Source organism: Butyrivibrio sp. AC2005 (assembly GCF_000424145.1).
GTDB lineage: Bacteria > Bacillota > Clostridia > Lachnospirales > Lachnospiraceae > Butyrivibrio.
This window is the reverse complement of the sequence record NZ_AUJI01000014.1, coordinates 80,197-103,379: the sequence shown is the minus strand read 5'-3', so window position 1 is coordinate 103,379 and position 23,183 is coordinate 80,197. Positions and strand designations below refer to the sequence as shown.

Below are 23,183 nucleotides of genomic sequence, written 5' to 3'. Positions count from 1 at the left end.
TATGCTTACACCTGACAGATTAGAAACAAAGGGACGATACGATTCTTTTGATAACGGAGAGGTTTTTTATAACAAAAAGAAAAATCACCTGCCAGCTATGGGATGGAACAGCTGGAATGCTTTCGGAAGTGGAAACACTGAAGCTTTGACAAAAGCTATGGCAGACAAAATAGTGGAACTGGGGCTGGATAAGCTTGGCTATGAATATGTGATTTTGGATGATGGCTGCTACAAGCCGGAGAGAGTTGGTGGCAAGCTTTCAAATGAAGAAACAAAATTCCCGGGGGGCTTTAAGCAGCTTTCTGATTATATCCATAGCAAGGGCCTGAAATTCGGAATGTACAACGACATCGGAACGAATCTCTGTGCCGGAGCAGCCGTTGGAACCTGCGGCCATGAAAAAGAAGATGCAGAGAGTTACATCGAGTGGGGAGTGGATTTTCTTAAAGTAGATAACTGTTACTATCCCTTTGATAATGCAACCTTTTCAAATCCAGAAAATGCGGCTTATACCTTTGCTCCAAATATCAGGGCTATTAAGCTTATAAAGCAGGCAGATTCCGGGGCGGAGGAAAAATCAGGAGAAACTATACTGTCTGCTGTAAAGGACGGAAGAATTAACGGAAGTCGTGCAAGTGTTGAGAATGATTATGTTACAGGCCTTGGAACCTTTGACGGGACAGGACCTGAATCTTCACCTGTAGGAGTAAGAAGCAGTGAGCTTGCCTTTTCTGTGAAAAATGATGAGACCGGGACTGAATATGAACTGTCAGTAGAGTATCAGTCAGGTTGCATGGAAGGTGTGGGAAACTGGCTGCAGATTGCTGTTAACGACGAGCTTATCTTTGATGAGTTTCTAAACAAGGATTTGATTCCTTCTCTAAAGAAGCCTGAAGGAGAAGAGGAAGACAAGGAACCGGAGCTTTTGCCCTTTACATGGAGTGACCCTGTAAAAATCAGTCTCAGGCAGGGTGATAACACTATAAGGCTTATGAACCACAGACGCCAGGAAAATACCCTTAATTCCTATGCGAGGCTTCTAAAAGAGCTTAGCATAATTAATCCTGATCACGATATTATTTATTCAGCCTGTGAGTGGGGAAAGACTCATCCGCAGAACTGGGCATACAAAGTGTGTGATTCCTGGAGAATACTTAATGATATAACCTTCCGAGTCGGAAGTGACGGGGATCCCGGTCACGGAGCATGGGTGGAGGATTACACAACATCCGTAACGACTCAGTATAGCAAGGCTGTGATAATGGATGAATTTGCCGGACCGGATAAGGGGTGGAATGACCCGGATATGCTGATGATCGGTATGAACGGCCTTGATGAAACACAGTGCAGAACACATATGACTATGTGGTGCATGATGAATTCTCCTTTGATGCTGGGACTTGACCTCAGAAGAGTCGAAAAGGGTGACTGGATTTATAACATAATAGCCAATAAGGATGCTATTTCGATCAACCAGGATGAGCTTGGAATTCAGGCAAAAAGAGTATATTCAACTCTCGCAATAGAGGAACCGGATAAGGAATATATATGGGATATAGACAGGGTGGATGTCCTTGTGAAGCCCCTTAAGAATAATGAGCTTGCAATCAGCTTTATTAACGTAAGTACTGATTATAAAGCAGAGAAAGTCAGCGTTACTATAGCTGATATTGAAAAGTATTTTGACGGAAAAATTAAGACAGCGAAAGAATACAAAGTGAGGAATATCTGGACAGGCGAGACCACCGAAAATACCACAGGAGTTTTTGAGATTGATGGTATAAAGGCCTGTGATAACCTGACAATAATAGCGACTCCCATATTTTGATTATGAAATAAGCAGTTATAAAATATGAGCACAGAAGATTTTATAGATTACATAATAAACGAATATGAGATGATCGCACCGGAAGAGAGTGGTCATGATTCCGACTCTTTTTGGAAAGAAGTCATGACCTACTATTCCGATAGTATGCTAAAGGCTTCCGTGACTAAGAAGAATGCTGCCAGAATATTATATGCCTTTTTAAGACATGTAATTAAAATCCCAAATGTCGACTGGAATAATGCGAAGAGGCTACGGGATATTTACGAATGCCGGGTATGTGCGGAGGCTATTGCCCAGACATATGAGAGAGGTATTATAAATGCGTCTGCCGAAACTGCTTTTGGAATCAATGATGTTATGATGGAAGCGGATCTTCGTGATTCAGTCAGGAAAACGCTGAATTATATATAAATATTATAGTAAGTTTAGAAACTAATAAGAATTGTCTGTTAAAGTAATAATATACGTATTACTGCATCCTTTTATACAAAAAAGAGGTAAGTGCATGGCGATACACAGCACAAATTATTACGGATACGACAAAAAGACATTAGAGGACTGCTCTGAACTTATAAACAGTACCAATTGTAAAAACGTTGAGATTTTGAACGTTTGGTTTTTTGCGGTTAATGTTCTGTGCTTTATTTTTGCTACCTTAGATCTTTTCAGTGTAAATCAGAGTGAAATACATTTATATGCCATATATGCGGCTGTTGCTGCTTTTTTTATTGCGGCATGTAAGTTTGTGACGAAAAGGAAAGAGTCTACGCTAAGCGTTACCATTCTTGCTGTTGCAAATATTTTCGCCTGGATGGTTTATTCAATACAAATTTCAGTAGATCAGCCTTATATGGCTGCTACGCTTTTTATGGTAATGATGGTTGTACTTGCATTTTCCTTTATAGCCACTATGCTTAGGGCTATATTGGCACTTGGAACATGTACAGTCATTTTTTTATATTCCTCTTATTCCGTTAAGACTGCATCAATTGCAACACAGGACCTTTATAACGCAATAATCTTTATGACACTTTCCATAGGCCTTCACTTTGCATTCCAGAGGTCCCGGGTTCAGCAGTTTGTCACCTTACAGAAAAATATACAGATTCAGAGAGAACTGGAGATACAGTCCAGTTTTGACGCTCTGACTTCTCTTTTAAATCGAGGCAGATTTTTCTCTCTGGCCGGTAATATCCTTAACAAACCACATAATGAATACATGGCTATATGCCTGCTTGATCTTGATGAGTTTAAACAGATAAATGATAAGTTGGGGCATCAGATGGGAGACAAGGCTATACAGATTGCTGGGCAGACCATTATAGATACCCTTGAGATAGATATGTCGAAGAAGTGGGCATTTCAAGACAAAGTAATGACTGAAGAAATATGCTTCCCCGGAAGACTTGGCGGAGATGAGTTTATTGTATTTGTGCGCCATAAGAAAAATCGAGAGGAGGTCACTGAAGTCTTACAGAAGATGATGCAGGCGCTTAATTCTGTTGAAGTTGGTGAACTTCATGGAATTCATGCGTCCTTTGGTGTGACGGAGATTACTCCGGAAGATAACGATATTGATGTGGCTTATAAGCGGGCTGATGAGGCTTTATATGAATCCAAGAGAGCCGGTAAAAATCAGATTCGATTTATGGATGTTTCGGAATAAGGCAGGGGGCAGAATATGTTTTTGCTAAGTGCAAGGGAAATGGATCTGCTTATTCTATTTGCAATTCTGTTGCTCCTTTTAACCTCGATAACTTTTTATAAGAATTACATGGGAAAAAAGCGAGCTGCAATTTTGCTGGAGTTGCTGGTGGGAATAATAGAGGCTGATAACCCGAATTTAGGGGGACACTCTCTTTATGTCCATAATCTCACTATGCTTATATATGAGTTTTTGCCATATCCGCGCAAGCTGTTTTTAAGTGAGACAGATCTTCACTATGCATCACTTTTGCTTGATATTGGGAAGTTTGGAATTCCCTATGACATCATGGAAAAAAGTGGAAAGCTTGGGGATAAGGAGTGGGAAATTGTAAAAAAGCATCCGGATATAGGCGTGGAGATGCTGGGCAAGCTTCCGGGACTTAGAAATGCCCTCACTTACATTCTGTATCATCATGAGAGGATGGATGGTAACGGATATCATCAGCTTAAGGGATCCCAGATACCTCTTGGCGCCAGAATAATAGCTGTTGCAGATACTTATTCTGCTATTACCATGAACCGCTCTTATAAAGCATCGCTGTCTTATCCGGAGGCCATAGCAGAGCTCAGGATGGCAGCAGGCTCGCAGCTTGATGAGGAAATAGTTGACCGTTTTTGTAATATACCAAAGAGTAGATTAGAGGCATGTATGGAGGATGCTTTAAAAAAGATAGAGCTTTCATCAGAGCATAGAAAGGGGAACTGAAGCATGTGGTGGAAAAAACTGGTTTCTGTCCTGCTTGTTGTAGCAGTGATGGCAGGAACTGTTTCCTGCAGTAAAGTGAATAAAGCAGAACATGATTCAGGTGTGGATCCAAATACGGCTCCGCATATTTCTCTTGCTCTCAGATCCGGTGTGTATTCAGATGCCATAAAATCCTGCCTTGTAGAATTTGAGCGTGAAAACCAGGTTATTTGTGATGTTTATGAGCTTGGAGAAGAGGAGCTTCACGGTGGTATATTGGAGGATGCTTCAAGCGCAGAAGGAAAATATGATCTTTGCATGATAGACGGGTCATGGAAGGCTGAGATGACCACAGAGCAGGTTTTGCTCAATCTATCCGGGGAAGGATATGAACTTGATGATGACATCATCGAAGCAACCAAGACCATCTGCTACAGTGAGGGAGATGTTTATGTTGCACCATATTACGGCAATGTGACGGTGCTTCTTTTTAATAAGTCCGTTGTGGAAAAGGCCGGCTATAGTGCGGATCAGCTCAGTTCTCTTCAGGATATGTATGAAGTGTGTAAGGCAGCAAAGGAAAAGGGAAATCTTGGATTCATGTACAGAGGGGATTCTCCCAATAACTATGTAGTCGATTTTTTACCGATCCTGCGTTCATATGGTGGATGGGTTGTTGATGAAAATAACAATCCTACTGTTAATACAAGTGAATTTAAGGAGGCAATGAATTTTTATCTTGAACTTATAGCCACAGGAAAAAATGAGAGCAGAGATGATCTCATAATGGCTATAGCTAATGGCGCAGCTGCCATGGCAGTAGGGTGGCCAGGCTGGTATACACCTACTGCAAAATCATCCTCTGATTACATTGCAATTCATGGCAGAGTTACTGACTCTTCTACAGAGTATAACGCGAATGTATATGGAATATGGACCATAGGCATTCCCCGAAACAGCAGCAAAAAAGAACTGGCTGTGAAGCTTCTTAAATATCTTATGGATCCTGAGGTTCAGAAAAGTACCATCGAATATGGCGGAGTACCCTGCAGATACTCAAGTCTTAAGGATGAAGAAGTGCTTAAGGCAAATCCTCCGCTAAAGGCTGTATGCAAAGCACTTGAAAATGGCGTATACAGACCTGTTATGGAGGAGTGGCCGGATTTCTATACGATACTGGGAAATCAAATGGAGAAAATAATCTCCGGTGAGAAAAGTGTAGACGAGGGCCTTGAAGATGCCCAGCGTGAGCTTGAAGAGATGCTCTCAGGCAGATAATAAAACCTTCCTCTTATTGACAGGAGGAAGGTTTATTTTTGGCTTTTCAGATTCTTGGAGCTATACCAAGCTTTGCGTGCATTATTTTTTTACTTTCATACATTCGCTTATCTGCCAACAGATATACGCTGTGGGAATCTCTTTTATTAATTTCCGTGCTGTATGCAAAGCCTGAGGCAACGCTTCGTCTGTAGGCGGGATATAAAACATTCTTTACCTCGAGAGCATCCTTTAATCTTGTAAGAAGTGTCTCTACTTCGCTAAAATGGTCTTCCTTTAAAATGGCTACAAATTCATCACCGCCGATTCTGGCAATAAAGGCCTTTTGGTCAAAGCATTGGCGCAGTACAGAGGCAAATTCAGTCAGATATTTGTCTCCGGCAGCGTGGCCGTCTTTGTCGTTTATCTCCTTAAGACCATTTAGATCCAGGCTTACAACGCAGTATTCCTCAGTCCCTTCATCCAGATCGGACATGTATTTGTCATATCTTGAACGATTCGGTAGGTCTGTCAGTCCGTCCGCGTAGGCAAGATGGGTAAGTGAAGCGTATTCCTTACGCATAGCAAAGGACTCGGATATGTAGATGAAATAGTTGATCAGATTTGCAAAAACAAATATCAGACCGCCCATAGGAATAAGTCTTACGGTAAGGAGAGACTGAGGGATAATATGCATTACTTCAAGACTGAAGGCGATAAAGTTTACAATACAGGACATAGCAAAAAACATCAGACCGATCATCTGAATAATTTCAGCAGGAACAAGTTTTTTCTGCTTAAGATCCTTATAAAAGGTTACAGCCAGAAATAGTGCACACATGACGGAAATAGACTGGAAGTAATGGAGCGTCCGATTCATGTGCAGAATGTCTGCAAAATGAAGAATGGCAAGGAATAAGCATATTGTCGTGCTTGTTCCGGCAACAACAAGGAAAATCCAGTCCTTATAATGATCCTGAATGCATCCTATTATGGTATAGGTCAGCGGAATCATCAGATAGAGAGATATAAATTCTAATACTGATGACTTTGAATTTGTATAGACAAAAAAGTCAATCAGCCTGAAGTAGCACAGTATCCATATTCCAAGCACTATGAAAAGCAATGAGGAAAACAGCTGGGATATAACGGAGGGCAGGGTCTTATAAAAACTCAGCGTAATAATACAAAAAGCTGCACCAAAAATTATCAAAAATATTCCGGTCGCAAGAGGGAAAAGATTTCTGAATAAATGGGCTCTCTCAACATCGTGATATTCACCATATATAGGCGGCAAGAAATAGGTGTAGGAACTCTTGTCAGTAGGATAAAGCACGATTTTTAAGGATATATCAGAGTCCTTTTGGGGTATGGTGACAAAATTGTAGCTCGAGCCAATGAAGCTGTCTTTTTCCATAAGATCAAGGAAGCCTGAACTTATCAGCTCATTATCAGCATAGACCTCAAAGGCAGAATATCTGGAAAGGAATAATAATGTAGGGAATGTATATACACTGCTTTTGGGCAGGGTTCTGGACATGGTGATAATATCCCCCTTGTCAGTGGGGACTTCAATGTATTTTGGTATATAATCGAGGTCAACATCTTCATAAAGCTCTTCATCAAAAGAGATAGTCCAGCCTTCATGAAGGTTTTCCACCGTATTTATGAAAATAGGGCGGAACAGGTAATGACAGATCGCAACCAAAATTATAAAGGTGAGAAAAGCAACTATCAGGAAGTTTATACGCTTATACATTATCTTCTTCACCTCCTTTTTCCGGAAGAGAAGAGCCGAGAATATCGCTTACGAAACGGTCCAGCTTAGAGGCATGATGAATTTGTTTTTCAGCATACATGCGATTATCGGCCAGCACAAAGACGCTGTTTGCATCCTTGTCATTTACTTCGTTGCTGTAAGCATATCCGCATGAAGAGGAAAGCTTAAATTTTGTCTCGGTTTTGTTAAAGGTATCTATTCTGAAATTCAGATTATCTACAAGCTTTTCACAGGTGGTAGGGCTTGGATTTTCGATTGCTACAAGGAATTCATCACCACCGGTTCTGCCAATAAGGGCAGCACCTGCAAAGGTCTGCTTAAGAATATCTGCAAAGGAAGAAAGCATTCTGTCCCCTTCCTGATGACCAAGACTGTCGTTTACTGTTTTCAGATTATCCATATCAAGGCTTATGATTGCATAATTTCCCTGGACAGAGGCCATATACTGCATGCATTTTGCGCGGTTCATAAGACCGGTTAAGGAATCTGTGTATGCAAGGCCTTCCAGATGCTCTTTCATATAAACTGCATTAATGTGCTCTATACCGTGATAGAAGTAGAACACGAACAGGCACAAAACGAAGCAAAGGGCTCCGATAGTCATGAAATTGATATCAACAGAGACTTCGCCACCTGCCACGAAAAATTTGAAAACGTTATATTTTATAATATCTATTACTGAGCAGATGATAAAGATTAAAAGTCCGAGAACAAGGACACTGTCGGAGGTTTTTCCTGTGTACTCGGAGGTTTTTTTCTGCTCATTGTAGTGCCTTGCAACATTTAGCACAAGCTGGGGAAGAATCATTATAGCTTCCGAAAGGGCAATTACATGAAGGGTTGATACAAAATTGTTGATGTGAACGACCTTGAACAGATGCAAGGCAAGAGTGATTATCGGGAAAAGAGCATTAATTCCAATCAGAGTCTTGTTCAGACTTGAATTCAGTTCAGGGTGTGATGACACAAGGAATGTGATGATCGCAAAGGGGACGGAATAAAGCGTGATATATTCAAGCAGACAGAAATAAACTTCAAAATCGGAAATGAAGCAGAATATATCGTTAAATGCCAGATTGTAAGCGCCAAGTGTAAAGGAAATAATCGAGCTGAAAATAAGGGACAGGTCATGTCCGTGATACATGTAAAGGTATGAGGAAAGCGTGAGCAGCAGGAATGCAAAAAGAGTAAGAAAGCCTCCGATAAAGAAGGGAAGGCGTCTCTTCTGAATATATGCGAGCTCAACGTCATGACGGTTTCCGTAGTATATCTCTGAAAGGCCTGAAAAGGCATTATCCTCAAATACTCTGAAGGTAATGGTGATACGTTTTCCACCTACTTCGTTCATGTCACCGAGAGGAATATAGTTAAAATGCTTAGGGATAAGCTCGTTTTTTTCAACATATTTGTCGCCGAAGGAGTAGATGACTTTATCATCAATGGTAGCACTTACAGCGGACTGAATGGATCTGAACATAAGGCAGGCAGAGGGGACGTATTCCGTGGGTAGAATTCTTGAAATAATTACAACGTCATTTTTGTTAGCCGTCCCGATATCGAGGTTTTTAAGCCCCACATCCTCTGCATAAAAATCACCATGCTTAACAGACCATCCATCGTTTAGAATGGTCGCGTAATAAGTGCTTGGTGTGGTCATAAATGTGCTGCCAAATAAAATAAGGATAACAGGGATCAGTACAAGTAATACGGGCAGCAGCCACACATTTATGTGTAAATAATCTCGTAATCGCATGGCAGTCTCCTACGTATTAGTATAGCAACAAATATAAAGTGGATTTATTAAAAAACAGTGTATTTTTCTGAATTTTATATAATATACCCGCATGAAAAAAGCCTTGAAACTCGTATGAGCTCAAGGCTTTGATTCTGGTGTTCTTTTTGTAAATCAGAAGCTTCCGCTGCTTCCGCCATGTGATGTTCCGGAGGATCCTGAATGAGTGGAAGAGCCGGAACTCTCCTTAGGTCTTGCTGTACGTGAAACAGATTTTCTGATGAATCTGTCGGACTTATGAGTGAGCGAAAGTCCTTTCTGTGAGTAGTTCGAAGCACCTGCTTCCCTGTGAACGGTTTTTAACTGCCCAATAAAACCGATAAGTGGAATAAGTGCAAGAACCAATCCGGCTACAAGACAAAGCAGAAATTTCGGGAAGTTGAAGGTCCTGCGTTCGATTACTTTCTGCTGCCTGTTTTCGCAAGCGGTTATAAACCGGTCAAATGCATCATAGTAGTTACCTGCAGAAAGAGAGGATTTGCAGTAGCCAATTATGTCTTCCTGAGCTGAGTCTGTATAGACCTTAATGGCGCTTCCGGTAGTGGTTATATGCCACTGTCTCGATGTAATGTCTATGAGAAACAGAATTCCGTCATGGGAATCACCATAACCATAGCCATTGTAATCATAGAAATCATCGCCATATTGCTCTACGTTTCTGGAACCGAGAGAATCAACGGTCACCAGGACAATGGCGGAATTATAAGCTGCTTCCGCATTGTAAATGTGATAGGCGAGCGCGTTTTCTTCATCATCTGTAAGAAGATCGGCTGCGTCTACTACCGGAAACAAAGAACCATCAGTGCAATAGACAGGATCAACCATGCCTTCGCCATCAGCCTTTGCAGTGAAAGGTAAAAGCAGAGGCATGATCAGCATCATGCAAATCATAAGCACTGATGCATAATTAAGTTTTCTCTTGTAATTCATATGCTGATCCCTTTCACTAACTGTTGATAATGATTAAGCAAACGATAATGGCCAGAATGGTGAAACCTATAGTGGAAAGGATATACAAAATTGTTGCTTTTCCTTTGCTCACAGGAAGGTTTCCTACAAATTTACCGGTCTGTCCGTTCATGGCAAAAAGAAAGTTTTTGCCATTCCAACTGGTATTTAGGAGCCATACCGGATAAAGAGCATATTTATGTCTCAGACCATTTACATTTTGCTGCTTGGAGGTAATGTTTACGGTAGAATATCCGGAAACGGAATTCCTAAGATCGGTTTCTACCGTATGCTTCATTCTCTCAACAATATGTGTCTGGGTATCCTCAGCCTTGATATCATATCTGTTAGCCATAAAGCCCGCGAGGTATCCTCCGTTAAAGGGGACTGCTTCGCTGAAGTTAAAGGGCTCAATGGATTCCATCAAGTCATCAGGCATTTCTTTTGATGCATCGTGAGGGACGTTGGAAAACTCTTCTGAGCCGCTCCTCTGAACATCATAGTAGCTGGTCTCAGTGTAGTTATAGTCACTGTCGCTCCAGGTTCTTACCTTTGTTGCAGAAAAATCGTAATCACCACTTACTTTGGCATCATAGAGCCAGTAAGGAATGTAGATTCCACGAATTTTATCAATGTGATTCTGTGCAAAGAATACACCTGGCAAAAGAAGCTTTCCTTTTACATATCCTGAGTAGGCACTCATGGCATCCTGCTTACTTTTTTTAAAGGGGATGACATAGTCCGGACGCAGATCTCCGGAAAACTTCTCCTTGACCACTACATTGTTACTGCAGAAAGGACAGGTCAGAGAGCCTTCGTTTTCAGAGGCAACTATTTCGCCGCCACAGGACTGGCAGGAATAAACTACCATACCATCAGTCTCTCCGGGCTTCCATTCGTTGCCTTCGTTAATCCACTCATTGCTATCAGCCTTTGCATCCTTATCCTGCTCTTCCTGTCTTGGAGCAACATAATCATCAACCTTGATTTTGGTGTCGCAGTACGGGCAGGAAAGGAGCTGGCTTGCTGCATCAAAGTTCATTATCCCGCCACAGGCGGGACATTCGTATTCAGTTAATCCCATAAAATCAATTTCCTATATTATTTCCTGTCTGGTGGCAAAAGTCTGTTATGCTCTGGGCTTGCCACAGTTTGAACAGAAATTACCACTGTTTACGGTTCCGCAAGAGCATGTCCAGTCAGCACTTGGCTTAGGCTGTCCGCAATTAGAGCAGAAGTTACCGTTGTTCACGGTTCCGCAGGAGCATGTCCAGCCGCCCTGACTCTGGGGCTGCATCTGAGGTGCCGGCTGAGGAGCCGGCTGAGGTGCTGCCTGTGCCTGCTGCTGACCCATAGCGAAGAGGTTCGCTGCGTTAGCGCCGCCTGCCTGCTGAGCCATATTCATTCCTGCAAAAGCCATCATAGGGCCGGTGCTTGTGTTTTTAGCAGCATCCTGCATAGCCTGTGCCTGTGCACCGACAAGTGCTCCGGCTGCCATGTTGGGATTGGAATAAACAGCATTCTTCTGAAGCTCTTTTATCATCTTCTCATCTTCTTCAGAAGCGTTTACAGAGTTGATACCAAAGGTAGAAATCTTGATACCATAGGTCTCGCCCCACTTGGAGGAAAGAACATCGTTGAGTGCATCAGCGATTTCAGTTGTGTGGCCAGGAAGTGCGCTATAACGAACGCCGGTCTCCGAAATCTTTGCAAATGCAGGCTGAAGAGCTGTAAGAAGTTCGCTCTTAAGCTGAGATTCGATATTCTCTCTCTTGTACTCGCCCTGGAAGTTACCGCAAAGGTTTGTATAGAAAAGAATGGGGTCAATAATCTTATAGCTGTATTCACCATGGCAACGGATAGCGATATCAACATCAAGACCGATGTTTCTGTCAACTACGCGGAAAGGAACAGGGTTAGCTGTACCATACTTGTTGCCGATGATATCCTTGGTGTTGATGTAGTAAACGCGCTGATCGTTTCCTGCATCTCCGCCAAAACCGATACGCTTACCGATCTTTTTAAAGGTTTCTGCGATATTGCTTGAAAGATTTCCATAGAAGAGCGAGGGCTCTGTGCTTACGTCATAAACAAATTCGCCGGGCTCTGCACAGATTTCAGTTACCTTACCCTGATCTACGATAAGCATGCACTGTCCGTCTGCTACTGCAATGATAGAGCCGTTTGAAATGATATTGTCGTTACCTTTTGTGTTTGAACTTCCCTTGCCTGTACGCTTAGATGCTTTGATTGCAAGTGTGTCTGCAGGAAGTGCATCACAATAGAAATAGTCCCTCCAGGAATCAGCAAGAACGCTTGAAGCAGCGCCAATTCCAGCTTTTAAAATACCCATACTAATATATCCTCCTTTATTATGTATTTAACCTTAATAGTTTTTGAATATAACGTTAAAGGCTGTCTGTTGTCTGACCAATTTCAGACGCTGGAAAAATTATACCATAATAATGGCCTTTAAAATGAAAAATATATGCAAATTGATAACATTTGGCAGTTTTTTGCAAAAATTCAGACATATTTTGCAATCGCGTAGGGAATATATGAGAGTATAATAGTAATTGAGTACACAAAAACCAGTGCAGAGTGATCCGGATATTATGAAAAAATGCAAACTGAACTATTTAAATAAAGAATATGAAGTATATGAGGGAACGCTTCTGTCAGAATTTATGTTAAAAAGCGGAATAGAAGTAGAAAAGCCCTGTGGAGGAATGGGTCGGTGCGGAAAATGCAGGGTCAGATTTCTTAGTGGAGCACCAAAGGCAAACAGCCTGGATGTGAGATTTTTGTCAGAGAAAGAGATTGCTGAAGGAATAAGACTTGCCTGCAGAGCAGTAATAGCTGAGGATGCTGAGATAGAAAGCTTTTATGGTTCAGAGGAGCTGGCCGGGAATTTATCAGATGATGTTGAGAATAGGCCGGATTACAGGGATTGTGAGACGGATGTTGCGCTGGATATAGGAACTACCACCATAGCAGCCGCTCTGATACCTGTAAAAAACGGAGGGGATGCAGATAAAGCTGTTTACAGAGTGACAATCATGAATCATCAGCGAAGGTATGGGGCCGATGTAATCAGCAGGATACAGGCGGCGAACGCGGGTGAAGGAGAGAATCTCAGAAGAGCTGTCATAGAAGATATAAAAAGCATCACAAAGAATCTTAACATCAGACAAATGATGATTGCGGGAAACACCACAATGCAGCATATTTTAATGGGTGATTCCTGTGAGGGTCTTGGAAAGGCACCTTATACGCCGGTCAGATTGTCGTATCCGGTTATGGATATGACTCAGCTGCTTGGAGATAAGGAAGCCTATAGACAGGAATCGAAATGTATCCTTGCTCCCGGTATATCCGCTTTTGTAGGTGCAGATATAGTTTCGGGGATGTATGCCCTGTCCTTTGACAAAATTCCCGAGGGAAAGAAATATATGCTCATTGACCTTGGAACTAACGGAGAGATGGCACTTGCCGATTCCGAAAAAATCAGTGTGTGTTCAACGGCAGCAGGCCCGGTGTTTGAAGGCGGTGGTATATCCTGCGGAATGGCCGGAGTGAAAGGTGCCATAGAACATATAACTATAAAGGATAATGCGGAAGCGGAATTTGATGTGATTAGTGGTGCAGAGCCTCTGGGAATATGCGGAAGCGGTGTGCTGGAGCTTGTTTCCGAGCTTAGAAGAACCGGAATAATAGACGAAACCGGACTTCTTGGAGATGAGTATTTTGATGAGGGATTCATATTATATAAGGATGAAAAAAGCTCTGAAAACATTTCCTTTACCCAAAATGACATAAGGGCAGTACAGCTGGCAAAGGCTGCGATAAGGAGCGGAATAGATACACTTCTTCAAATGCATGGATGCAGGGCAGAGGATGTTGATAAGGTGTATCTGGCAGGTGGATTCAGTGAACACCTGGACACACAAAAGGTGAAATACTTAAGACTTCTTCCGGAAGAATTTCTGGAACAATCAGTCACAGAGTGTGTTGGGAATACTTCTTTAGCAGGCTGCATAAAGGCATTAAGCGATAAAAACTCTTTGGAAAAAATGGAAAAGATAGTCCGTAAATCGGCTGAAATAAAGCTTGCAGAGACAGATGTATTCGGGGATGATTTTATAGAGGCAATGAATTTCTAAAGGGTAAAGTTTATAAAAATTTTATATATTTTACACAATGTTTTCGCAGAGTCATAATTGATTTATGGTTTTGTTATACTTATAATAGAACGATAACAGTTTTTAACGAGGTAAGCAATGGATAACAATTATACAAACAACAACGGATCCGGGGGAGATAACAATCCCAAAAAGCAAAACGTCCTGCTTTTGGTTGTGGCAGCACTTATAGCGGTACTGTTCATGACATATATAATGAGGGCTGTTACTTCCACCAGTAATAAAGAGGTGACTTATTCCGAGTTTATCCAGATGATAAAGGATAAAAAGGTCGAGAGTGTAGTCATCGAGGATGACAGGATCAACATTATTCCGAAGGTAAGCTCTGATGAGCTGAAATACAATCCTTTTTATGGCTCTACAATGGTTATGACATATTATACCGGTAAAGCCGAGGACGATTCCACACTGACACAGAGACTTCTTGATGCAGGTATTCCCGTTAGCAGTGAAGTGCCTGACTCATCAAGTGCCATTATTTCTTTTGCAGTTTATTATGTACTTCCTATTTTGCTGATGTGGCTTATTTTGTCCTTTGTATTCAGGCGTATGTCAAAGGGCGGTGGTCCTCTTGGAATAGGAAAAAACAATGCAAAGGTATACATGCAGCGTGAGACCGGTGTTACCTTTAAGGACGTAGCCGGCGAGGATGAGGCTAAGGAATCACTTGTGGAAGTGGTAGATTTCCTCCACAATCCCGGAAGATATGTAAAAATCGGTGCAAAGCTTCCTAAGGGAGCGCTCCTTGTAGGACCTCCAGGAACAGGTAAGACACTTCTTGCGAAGGCGGTAGCCGGAGAGGCACATGTTCCTTTCTACTCACTTGCAGGTTCAGACTTTATTGAGCTTTATGTCGGTGTCGGCGCCAGCCGTGTGCGTGAGCTTTTTGCAGAGGCGAGTAAGAACGCACCCTGTATCATTTTCATTGATGAGATTGATGCTATAGGAAGAAGCCGTGATAACAAGTATGGCGGCGGAAATGAAGAACGTGAGCAGACACTTAACCAGCTCCTTTCCGAGATGGATGGTTTCGATTCCTCAAAGGGTGTCCTTGTACTCGGAGCTACCAACAGACCGGAGATTCTTGATAAGGCACTTTTAAGACCCGGACGTTTTGACAGACGAATCATTGTTGATAAGCCTGATCTCAAGGGACGTGAGGAGATCTTGAGGGTTCATTCCAAGGACGTAAAGATGGATGAGACCGTTGATCTTAAGGCTATTGCCCTTGCTACAAGCGGAGCTGTAGGATCAGACCTGGCTAACATGATAAATGAGGCTGCTATCAATGCAGTTAAAGCGCACAGAGAATATGTATGCCAGCAGGATCTTATGGAAGCTGTTGAGCAGGTTCTCGTAGGAAAAGAGAAAAAAGACAGAATCCTCAGTAAGGAAGAGAGAAAGATTGTCTCTTATCATGAGGTTGGACATGCCCTTATCAGTGCAGTTCAGAAGAATACAGAACCCGTTCAGAAGATTACAATTGTTCCCAGAACCATGGGGGCACTCGGTTATGTAATGCAGGTTCCGGAGGATGAGAAATATCTTCAGACCAAGGATGAGATAATTGATGATATCATCGTTTCCCTTGGCGGACGTGCAGCGGAAGAGGTTATTTTCAATACTGTTACCACAGGCGCAGAAAATGATATCGAAAAAGCGACATCGATGGCACGCAGCATGATTACAATGTTCGGAATGAGCAACAAATTCGGACTTATGCAGCTGGAGTCAATCCAGAACAGATACCTTGACGGAAACAGAGTGCTCAATTGCAGCCCTCAGACAGAGTATCTTGTTGATGAAGAGGTTAAACAGCTTCTTGCTGACTGTTATGAAAAGGCTAAGCAGATTATCCGTGATCACATTGATACAATGGACAAGATTGCTCAGTTCCTTATTGAGAAGGAAACCATTACCGGTAAGGAATTCATGAAGATTTACCGCGAGGTTGAGAACATTCCTGAGCCTACAGAGGAAGAGGTGGAAGCTTCCAAGCACGGAAGAATCTATGCTACCAGACCTGAATCTGCAGCGGTCGGAGAAAATGTACCGATCAAGGAAAAGGAGAAACCAGCTGAGGCAGCACCTGTTCAGCAGGCACCCGCACCGGAAGTGCAGGGTAATCAGCCGACTGGGACATATAATCAGCCTCAGGCACCGACCTATGCTCCGCAGAACAATCCATACAGTTATCAGCAGCAGAGTGCCCCCGGATCAATTTTTGATGAAAAGGTAGGCGATTCTGATAATGAGCAGCAGGGCGGCGGACTTTTCTCTCATGTGCCCGATGATTTTGATAACAAGAATAATTAAAAAGTGAAATTAAGGCTGTCGCATAGCGGCAGCCTTTCTGTTAATATTTTGTATATGGAAGAAAAATTCAACATTCAGGAAGAACTAAAGAAATTGCCCAAACAGCCGGGAGTATACATTATGCGTGATGAAAATGACACCATAATGTACGTTGGTAAGGCCATAAACCTCTATAACAGGGTAAGGTCATATTTCCGCAAAATAGTTGGGCGAGGACCTCAGATTGACCGTATGGTCAGCCAGATAGCCAGATTTGAGTACATAGTGACGGATTCTGAGCTTGAAGCTCTGGTACTGGAGAACAATCTTATCAAGGAAAACAGTCCCAGATATAACACCATGCTCAAGGATGATAAGACCTATCCTTACATAAAGGTTACTGTTTCGGAGGAATTCCCGCGCATCCTTTTTTCAAGGCTTATGAAAAAGGACAAGTCAAAGTATTTTGGTCCTTTTACCAGCGCTGCTGCGGTTAAGGATACAATCGAGCTTATTAATAAAATATATGGTCTCAGAACCTGTAACAGGGTACTTCCCAGAGACATTGGAGTGGACAGACCGTGCCTTAATTATCATATGAACAGGTGCTCAGCGCCCTGTGACGGCAAGATTTCCAGTGAGGAATATGCTGAGAGAATACAGGGGGCACTGGATTTCCTCGAGGGAAATTACACACCCATAATAAAAGACCTTAGCGAAAAAATGGAAGCAGCGTCGGAGGAGCTGAACTTCGAAAGAGCGGCAACCTACAGGGATCTTCTTTCCAGTGTAAGACAGATTGCACAGAAGCAGAAGATGACTGATGCAGCCATGGAGGATAAGGATATTCTTGCAATTGCATCTGATGAGAGTGATGCAGTAGTGCAGGTGTTCTTTGTTCGCGATGGCAGACTTATCGGTCGTGAGCATTTTTATATGACACACGTGTCTGAAAATCCGCAAAATGAGATTCTCCTAAACTTTGTAAAGCAGTTCTATGCGGGGACACCATTTATTCCAAGAGAACTAATGCTTCCTGAGCCTATCGAGGACATGGATATCATAGAAAAGTGGCTTACGCAGAGAAAAGGAAGCCGCGTTTATCTTAAGGTTCCGGAGAGAGGACAGAAGGAAAAACTCATGGAGCTTGCGGCTCAGAATGCAGAGCTCGTTCTCAGCAAGGACAAGGAGAGACTTAAGAGAGAAGAAGGAAGGACTATCGGAGCTGTAAAGGAGATAGAAAAGCTTCTGGGATTAAAAGGCCTTTCAAGGATGGAGGCTTTTGATATTTCCAATATCAGCGGTTTTGCCAACGTGGGATCCATGGTGGTCTATGAAAAGGGAAAGCCTAAGAGAAGCGATTACAGGAAATTCAGGATAAAATCCGTCTCGGGACCGGATGACTATGCGTGCATGAAAGAGGTTTTGACAAGAAGACTGATGCACGGACTTGAGGAGAGGCATGAGCTTGAGGTCAGGGAAATAGATGCAAGATATGGGAGCTTCACAAAGTTTCCGGATCTTATACTAATGGATGGTGGAAGAGGACAGGTAAATATTTGTCTTCAGGTCCTTGAAGAATTGGGGATTAAAATTCCGGTTTGCGGAATGGTAAAGGATGATAATCACCGCACAAGAGGACTGTATTTTAATAATGAAGAGATAGCGATCGACAGGCGTTCAGAGGGATTTAAGCTGATAACAAGAATTCAGGATGAAGCCCACAGATTTGCAATTGAGTACCACAGATCCTTAAGGAGTAAAGCACAGGTTAAAAGCTCTCTTGATGAAATTCCGGGAATCGGTCCGTCAAGAAGAAAAGCCCTGATGCGCCATTTTAAATCAATAGAAGAAATAAGAATGGCAGATGTGGAAACTCTGAAACAGGTTCCGGAAATTCCGGAGAACCAGGCAGTGAAAATATATGAATTCTTTCATTCGTCCGAATTGTAAAAGCCCAGCGGTTATGCTAAACTGTGGTAAGCTAGAGGGAGGTATCTAATGTCAACGGTAAAGCTAAAAACTGTCATTAAAAAGATGGAGCTGGAAAATCTTACACCTGAACTTGATGTTTCCAGAATCCGTATTCACCAGCCTGATATAAACAGACCGGCATTACAGCTGGCAGGCTATTTTGAACACTTTGAGGCGACAAGACTTCAGGTTATCGGATTTGTAGAATATACCTATATGGAGTCTATTCCTTCAGAGGATAAGGAACGCGTATATCGCGAATTTTTGTCTTTCGATATTCCCTGTGTGGTATTTTGCAGAAACCTGATACCGGATCCGCTTTTCGTAAGGATTGCCATTGAAGAGAAGGTTCCGATCATGGTTACCAAGAAGCCTACATCTTCATTTATGGCGGAGATTATCCGCTGGCTGAATGTTGAGCTTGCTCCATGCATTTCAATTCACGGCGTACTTGTTGATGTTTATGGTGTTGGCGTTCTTATCACAGGTGAGAGTGGAATCGGTAAATCAGAGGCTGCTCTTGAGCTTATAAAGAGAGGTCACAGACTTGTATCCGACGATGTTGTTGAGATCAGGAAGGTCAGTGATGTTACTCTTATCGGATCCGCACCTGATATCACCAGACATTTTATTGAGCTTCGCGGTATCGGAATCGTGGATGTTAAGACACTTTTTGGTGTATCGAGCGTACGTGACACCCAGAACATAGACCTTGTTATTAAGCTTGAGGAGTGGGATAAGGACAAGGAATACGACAGACTTGGACTTGAAGAGGAATACACAGAGTACCTTGGAAACAAGATTGTCTGCCACAGAATTCCGATTCGTCCCGGCAGAAACCTTGCTATTATCTGTGAGTCAGCCGCTGTTAACCACAGACAGAAGATGATGGGTTACAACGCAGCTCAGGAGCTTTATAACAGAGTTCAGAATTCGCTGGCCAAGGGTCGCGATGATGACGATTAAAAATATTAATGTAGAGGTATAGTAATAATGGAAAATCATGCTTCAAATTTATTGGAACAGTATGTATTCGGTGTTGATATCGGCGGAACTACCGTTAAGATCGGCCTTCTTGATATGGACGGTCATAAGGTAGAGGTATGGGAGATTCCTACCAGAACAGAGGATGAAGGTAAGAATGTTCTTCCCGATATTGCCGAAGCAATAAGAAAAAAGATGGAAGAGAGAGGAATCAAGGACTCTCAGGTTGTAGGTGTAGGTGCAGGTGCTCCAGGACCTTTCGGCGATGATGGTACTATTTTCAAGGCAGTTAACCTTGGATGGAGTGAGTTCAATATGAAGAATGAACTTCACGACCTTGTTAAGATTCCTGTAAAGTGCGGTAATGATGCCAATGTTGCAGCACTTGGCGAATACTGGATGGGAGGCGGCCAGGGCTACAAGGATATGCTCATGGTAACTCTCGGAACCGGTGTTGGCGGAGGAATCATCCATAAGGGAAAGATTTTCAACGGTGCCAACGGAGCAGCAGGAGAAATCGGACATATCCATATCAACGATGAAGAGACACTTGTCTGTGGATGTGGTAAGAAGGGATGTCTTGAGCAGTATGCAAGTGCTACAGGCGCTAATCTTCTTATGAGCAGAGTTCTTGAAGCAAGTGATGAAGAATGTGTTCTTCGTGGCAAGGATTACACCTGCAGAGATATTTTCGATGCAGCCAAGAAGGGTGATAAGCTTGCAAATGAAGCTCTTGCCCAGTATGGTGAGTACCTTGGAAAAGGTCTTGCAATGATTGCGTCAACAGTTAATCCTGAGATCATCGTATTTGGAGGCGGTGTATCAAAGGCAGGAGATATCCTCTTTGATCTTGTACGTCCTTCATTTGAGAAATATGTATTCCCGGGTGCCAAGAGAACAAAGTTCGCTCTTGCAAAGCTCGGAAATGATGCAGGAATTTTCGGTGCAGCAAAACTTGTTTTGGATGCGGTTGCGGAGAAATGAGATTAGATTTATATGATAGATTGTCCGGATTATTGCCGGAAGAAAACATCATAAAGAATGAGGATATGAGCAGGCACACTACGTTTCGCGTCGGTGGGCCTGCCGATTATTTTGTGAAGATAGATAATTCCGGGTCACTGAACGAGGTTTTAACTCTCTTTAGAGAAATGGGATTAAAAATGCAGGAGGATTACTATGTTCTTGGGAATGGAAGTAATCTTCTTGTTGCAGATAGCGGTTATAGAGGCGTCATAGTTTCGCTGTGCGGAGAATTTGCGGAGTGCGAAATTGAGAGCCCTTGTATTATCAGAGCGGGGGCTGCAGCCCTGAATGTGGCTGTGGCAAATCTTGCCAGGGATAACAGCCTTACGGGGGTTGAATTTGCCCATGGCATACCCGGATCCATAGGTGGTGCGCTTGTGATGAATGCAGGAGCCTATGGCGGTGAAATGAAGCAGGTGGTAAAGAGTGTAACCGCGATAGATGAAGAGGGGCAGGAGGTTGTCCTTAGCAGCGATGAGCTCGAATTTGGTTACAGGACCAGTATTTTTAAAAAGAAGAAATATGTCATAACCGGTTGTCTTATAGAGCTTAATAACGGCGACAAAGCCGAAATTGAGCGGGTTATGAATGAACTAAAGGAAAAGCGCATATCAAAGCAGCCGCTTGAATATCCAAGTGCCGGTTCAACCTTTAAAAGACCGGAGGGCTACTTTGCAGGGAAACTGATAGAGGATGCCGGACTTCGCGGATATACGGTCGGAGGCGCTCAGGTTTCTGAGAAGCATTGCGGATTTGTAGTAAATAAAGGCGGAGCAAAGGCGGATGATGTTTACAGACTGATAGCTGATGTTCAGAACAAAGTGTTTGAAGCATCCGGGGTTAAGCTGTCACCGGAAGTAATTCTTTTAGGAGATTTTGACGCATGAGAATCGTTATTGTTACGGGAATGAGTGGCGGTGGAAAGTCCACGGCAATCCATATGCTTGAGGATGCAGGATTTTACTGTGTTGATAATCTGCCCCCGGGCTTATTTGAGAAATTTGCTGAACTTATCACCCTTCCTGACAGTGAGGTGCAAAAGGTTGCACTGGGACTGGATGTAAGATCCGGACAGAAATTTGAGGAGGCTCCGAGAGTAATAGAGGAACTCCGAAAGAGGGGACTTCCTGTGGAGGTTCTTTTCCTGGAATGTTCGGATGCTGTTCTTGTTAAGAGGTACAAAGAGACAAGAAGACGCCATCCTCTGTCACCTGATGGAAGAATTGAGGACGGAATTATTAAGGAGAGAGAACTCCTTGCACAGATCAGGAGTCAGGCAGACTATATAATTGATACAACTCAGCTGCTCACCAGAGAGTTCAAGGCTGAGATGGAGAAAATTTTCGTAGCTAACGAAAAGCACAATAACCTGATGGTTACTATTTTGTCCTTTGGATTTAAGCATGGTATCCCGTCTGATGCCGATCTTGTTTTTGATGTGAGATTTTTGCCTAATCCTTTCTATATTGATGAGCTTAAGCATCTTACCGGAAATGATAAACCGGTTCAGGATTATGTGAAAAGCTTTCCTGAGTGCGGACAGTTCCTTGATAAGCTTAAGGACATGCTGGAGTTTTTGATGCCCGGATATATTAATGAGGGAAAATATCAACTGGTAGTAGCGATAGGCTGTACCGGTGGCCAGCACAGATCGGTAACTATTGCAAATGAGATTTATGAGAGATTAAAAGAAGCGGATAATTTCGGAGTGAAGAAATATCATAGAGATTTGAAGCATGCCAGGTGATGCCTATGTCATTTTCAAGTGATGTAAAAAGTGAACTTGCAAAACAGATAGCATCTCCGCGTCATTGCAGGCTTTCTGAGCTACTGGCTTTGCTACTTGGATGCGGAGCTGTATCGAGGTCGGAAGACGGCGTGTATACTGTGTTTTTACAGGCTGATGCGGAGGCTCAGGGCAGAAAGTTCTTTACAATACTAAAAAAAGCATTTAATATAGAGGCTAGCGTGCTTGATAAAGTGCCGCCCATGCACTCAGGAGGAAAGGTATATGTGCCTGTTCTTCAGGGAAAAGAAGAGATTTCTTCTATACTAAAGTCAATTAATATAGTTGATGACGATGATAATATCAGGACTGCAAATGATGGCGTAAGTCACAGAATTGTCAGACAGTCTTGCTGCAAGAGGGCATTTTTGAGAGATACGTTTTTATGTATTGGCTCAGTCAGTGATCCCAGTAAGTCATATCATCTCGAGTTCGTCTGCACATCGCAGAGGTTTGCGGATGATCTGAAACAGATGATTGAGAGCTTTGACATAGAGGCGCGCATAGTAATGCGTAAAAAATACTATGTCGTATATATTAAGGAGAGTACAGCAATTGTTGATCTTCTTAATGTCATGGAAGCTCCCGTAAGTCTGATGAATATGGAGAATGAACGCATAGTTAAGGAAATGCGCAACTCCATTAACAGACGGGTTAACTGTGAAACTGCCAATATCACAAAAACAGTCAATGCAGCATCGAGACAGACCACTGATATCTTGTATCTGAGAGATCACTATGGATTTGAGAATCTCCCTAAGGGACTTGAGGATATGGCCAGGGTCAGGCTGCAATATCCGGATGCAACATTGTTAGAGCTTGGGAGATATCTTGACCCGCCGGTTGGTAAGTCAGGTGTTAATCACAGGCTAAGAAAGCTCAGTGAACTCGCGGAGAGGTTGCGAGAATGAGTGACACT

The 23,183-nt window shown here is 42.7% G+C and carries 18 protein-coding genes; 13 read left to right on the top strand and 5 right to left on the bottom strand.

Annotated features, from left to right (window positions below):
* Nucleotide 1: 1 nt before the first annotated feature.
* The 5 genes from G602_RS0105180 to G602_RS25280 all read left to right on the top strand — a co-directional run bounded on the left by G602_RS0105180 (nucleotide 2) and on the right by G602_RS25280 (nucleotide 5,498).
* Entirely contained in the window at nucleotides 2–1,828 is a 1,827-nt protein-coding gene (locus G602_RS0105180; RefSeq protein WP_044931127.1) for an alpha-galactosidase, read from the top strand.
* Nucleotides 1,829–1,852: 24 nt separating this feature from the next.
* A complete protein-coding gene (locus tag G602_RS0105175; protein WP_026658009.1) occupies nucleotides 1,853–2,239 on the top strand; it encodes a hypothetical protein in 387 nt (128 codons plus the stop codon).
* A 94-nt stretch (nucleotides 2,240–2,333) separates the two neighbouring features.
* The gene (locus G602_RS0105170) at nucleotides 2,334–3,494 is read left to right on the top strand and encodes a GGDEF domain-containing protein (protein WP_026658008.1); all 1,161 of its coding nucleotides are present in this window, start codon (nucleotides 2,334–2,336) and stop codon (nucleotides 3,492–3,494) included.
* 15 nt (nucleotides 3,495–3,509) lie between these two features.
* A complete protein-coding gene (locus G602_RS25285) occupies nucleotides 3,510–4,241 on the top strand; it encodes an HD-GYP domain-containing protein (RefSeq protein ID WP_044931124.1) in 732 nt (243 codons plus the stop codon).
* 3 nt (nucleotides 4,242–4,244) lie between these two features.
* A complete protein-coding gene (locus G602_RS25280; RefSeq protein WP_044931121.1) occupies nucleotides 4,245–5,498 on the top strand; it encodes an extracellular solute-binding protein in 1,254 nt (417 codons plus the stop codon).
* A gap of 46 nt (nucleotides 5,499–5,544) precedes the next feature.
* Here G602_RS25280 and G602_RS0105155 read toward each other — a convergent pair whose 3' ends face one another.
* The 5 genes from G602_RS0105155 to G602_RS0105135 all read right to left on the bottom strand — a co-directional run bounded on the left by G602_RS0105155 (nucleotide 5,545) and on the right by G602_RS0105135 (nucleotide 12,350).
* Nucleotides 5,545–7,236: a GGDEF domain-containing protein gene (locus G602_RS0105155; RefSeq protein WP_026658006.1), complete on the bottom strand. Its 1,692-nt coding sequence runs from the start codon at nucleotides 7,234–7,236 to the stop codon at nucleotides 5,545–5,547.
* On the bottom strand, nucleotides 7,229–9,010 hold the full coding sequence (locus tag G602_RS0105150) for a GGDEF domain-containing protein (RefSeq protein WP_026658005.1): 1,782 nt from the start codon (nucleotides 9,008–9,010) through the stop codon (nucleotides 7,229–7,231). The genes G602_RS0105155 and G602_RS0105150 overlap by 8 nt, the downstream gene beginning before the upstream one ends.
* A 153-nt stretch (nucleotides 9,011–9,163) precedes the next feature.
* Nucleotides 9,164–9,979 carry a TPM domain-containing protein gene (locus G602_RS25275; RefSeq protein ID WP_049945067.1) on the bottom strand — a complete coding sequence of 272 codons (816 nt, stop codon included), beginning with the start codon at nucleotides 9,977–9,979 and terminating at the stop codon, nucleotides 9,164–9,166.
* Nucleotides 9,980–9,995: 16 nt separating this feature from the next.
* Complete coding sequence (locus tag G602_RS0105140; protein ID WP_044931117.1) at nucleotides 9,996–11,081, bottom strand: zinc finger domain, LSD1 subclass; 1,086 nt, start codon at nucleotides 11,079–11,081, stop codon at nucleotides 9,996–9,998.
* Between the two features lie 45 nt (nucleotides 11,082–11,126).
* Complete coding sequence (locus tag G602_RS0105135; RefSeq protein ID WP_026658003.1) at nucleotides 11,127–12,350, bottom strand: SPFH domain-containing protein; 1,224 nt, start codon at nucleotides 12,348–12,350, stop codon at nucleotides 11,127–11,129.
* Between the two features lie 223 nt (nucleotides 12,351–12,573).
* On the opposite strand from G602_RS0105135, the gene G602_RS0105130 reads away from it, so the two are divergent.
* The 8 genes from G602_RS0105130 (at nucleotide 12,574) to whiA (ending at nucleotide 23,175) form a co-directional block, all read left to right on the top strand.
* Entirely contained in the window at nucleotides 12,574–14,160 is a 1,587-nt protein-coding gene (locus G602_RS0105130; protein WP_155829695.1) for an ASKHA domain-containing protein, read from the top strand.
* 117 nt (nucleotides 14,161–14,277) lie between these two features.
* Entirely contained in the window at nucleotides 14,278–16,515 is a 2,238-nt protein-coding gene (ftsH, locus tag G602_RS25270) for an ATP-dependent zinc metalloprotease FtsH (protein ID WP_081675840.1), read from the top strand.
* Nucleotides 16,516–16,569: 54 nt separating this feature from the next.
* The gene (uvrC, locus tag G602_RS0105120; RefSeq protein ID WP_026658001.1) at nucleotides 16,570–18,447 is read left to right on the top strand and encodes an excinuclease ABC subunit UvrC; all 1,878 of its coding nucleotides are present in this window, start codon (nucleotides 16,570–16,572) and stop codon (nucleotides 18,445–18,447) included.
* 48 nt (nucleotides 18,448–18,495) lie between these two features.
* Nucleotides 18,496–19,434, top strand: coding sequence for an HPr(Ser) kinase/phosphatase (hprK, locus tag G602_RS0105115; RefSeq protein ID WP_026657999.1), 939 nt, complete (start codon nucleotides 18,496–18,498; stop codon nucleotides 19,432–19,434).
* Nucleotides 19,435–19,461: 27 nt separating this feature from the next.
* Nucleotides 19,462–20,436, top strand: a complete 975-nt coding sequence (locus G602_RS0105110) for an ROK family glucokinase (RefSeq protein WP_044931114.1) — start codon at nucleotides 19,462–19,464, stop codon at nucleotides 20,434–20,436.
* The gene (murB, locus tag G602_RS0105105; protein ID WP_026657997.1) at nucleotides 20,433–21,365 is read left to right on the top strand and encodes a UDP-N-acetylmuramate dehydrogenase; all 933 of its coding nucleotides are present in this window, start codon (nucleotides 20,433–20,435) and stop codon (nucleotides 21,363–21,365) included. The genes G602_RS0105110 and murB overlap by 4 nt, the downstream gene beginning before the upstream one ends.
* Complete coding sequence (gene rapZ / locus G602_RS0105100; protein WP_026657996.1) at nucleotides 21,362–22,225, top strand: RNase adapter RapZ; 864 nt, start codon at nucleotides 21,362–21,364, stop codon at nucleotides 22,223–22,225. Before murB ends, rapZ begins: the two co-directional genes overlap by 4 nt.
* Before the next feature lie 5 nt (nucleotides 22,226–22,230).
* Nucleotides 22,231–23,175: a DNA-binding protein WhiA gene (gene whiA, locus G602_RS0105095; protein WP_026657995.1), complete on the top strand. Its 945-nt coding sequence runs from the start codon at nucleotides 22,231–22,233 to the stop codon at nucleotides 23,173–23,175.
* The last annotated feature ends 8 nt before the right edge of the window (nucleotides 23,176–23,183 follow it).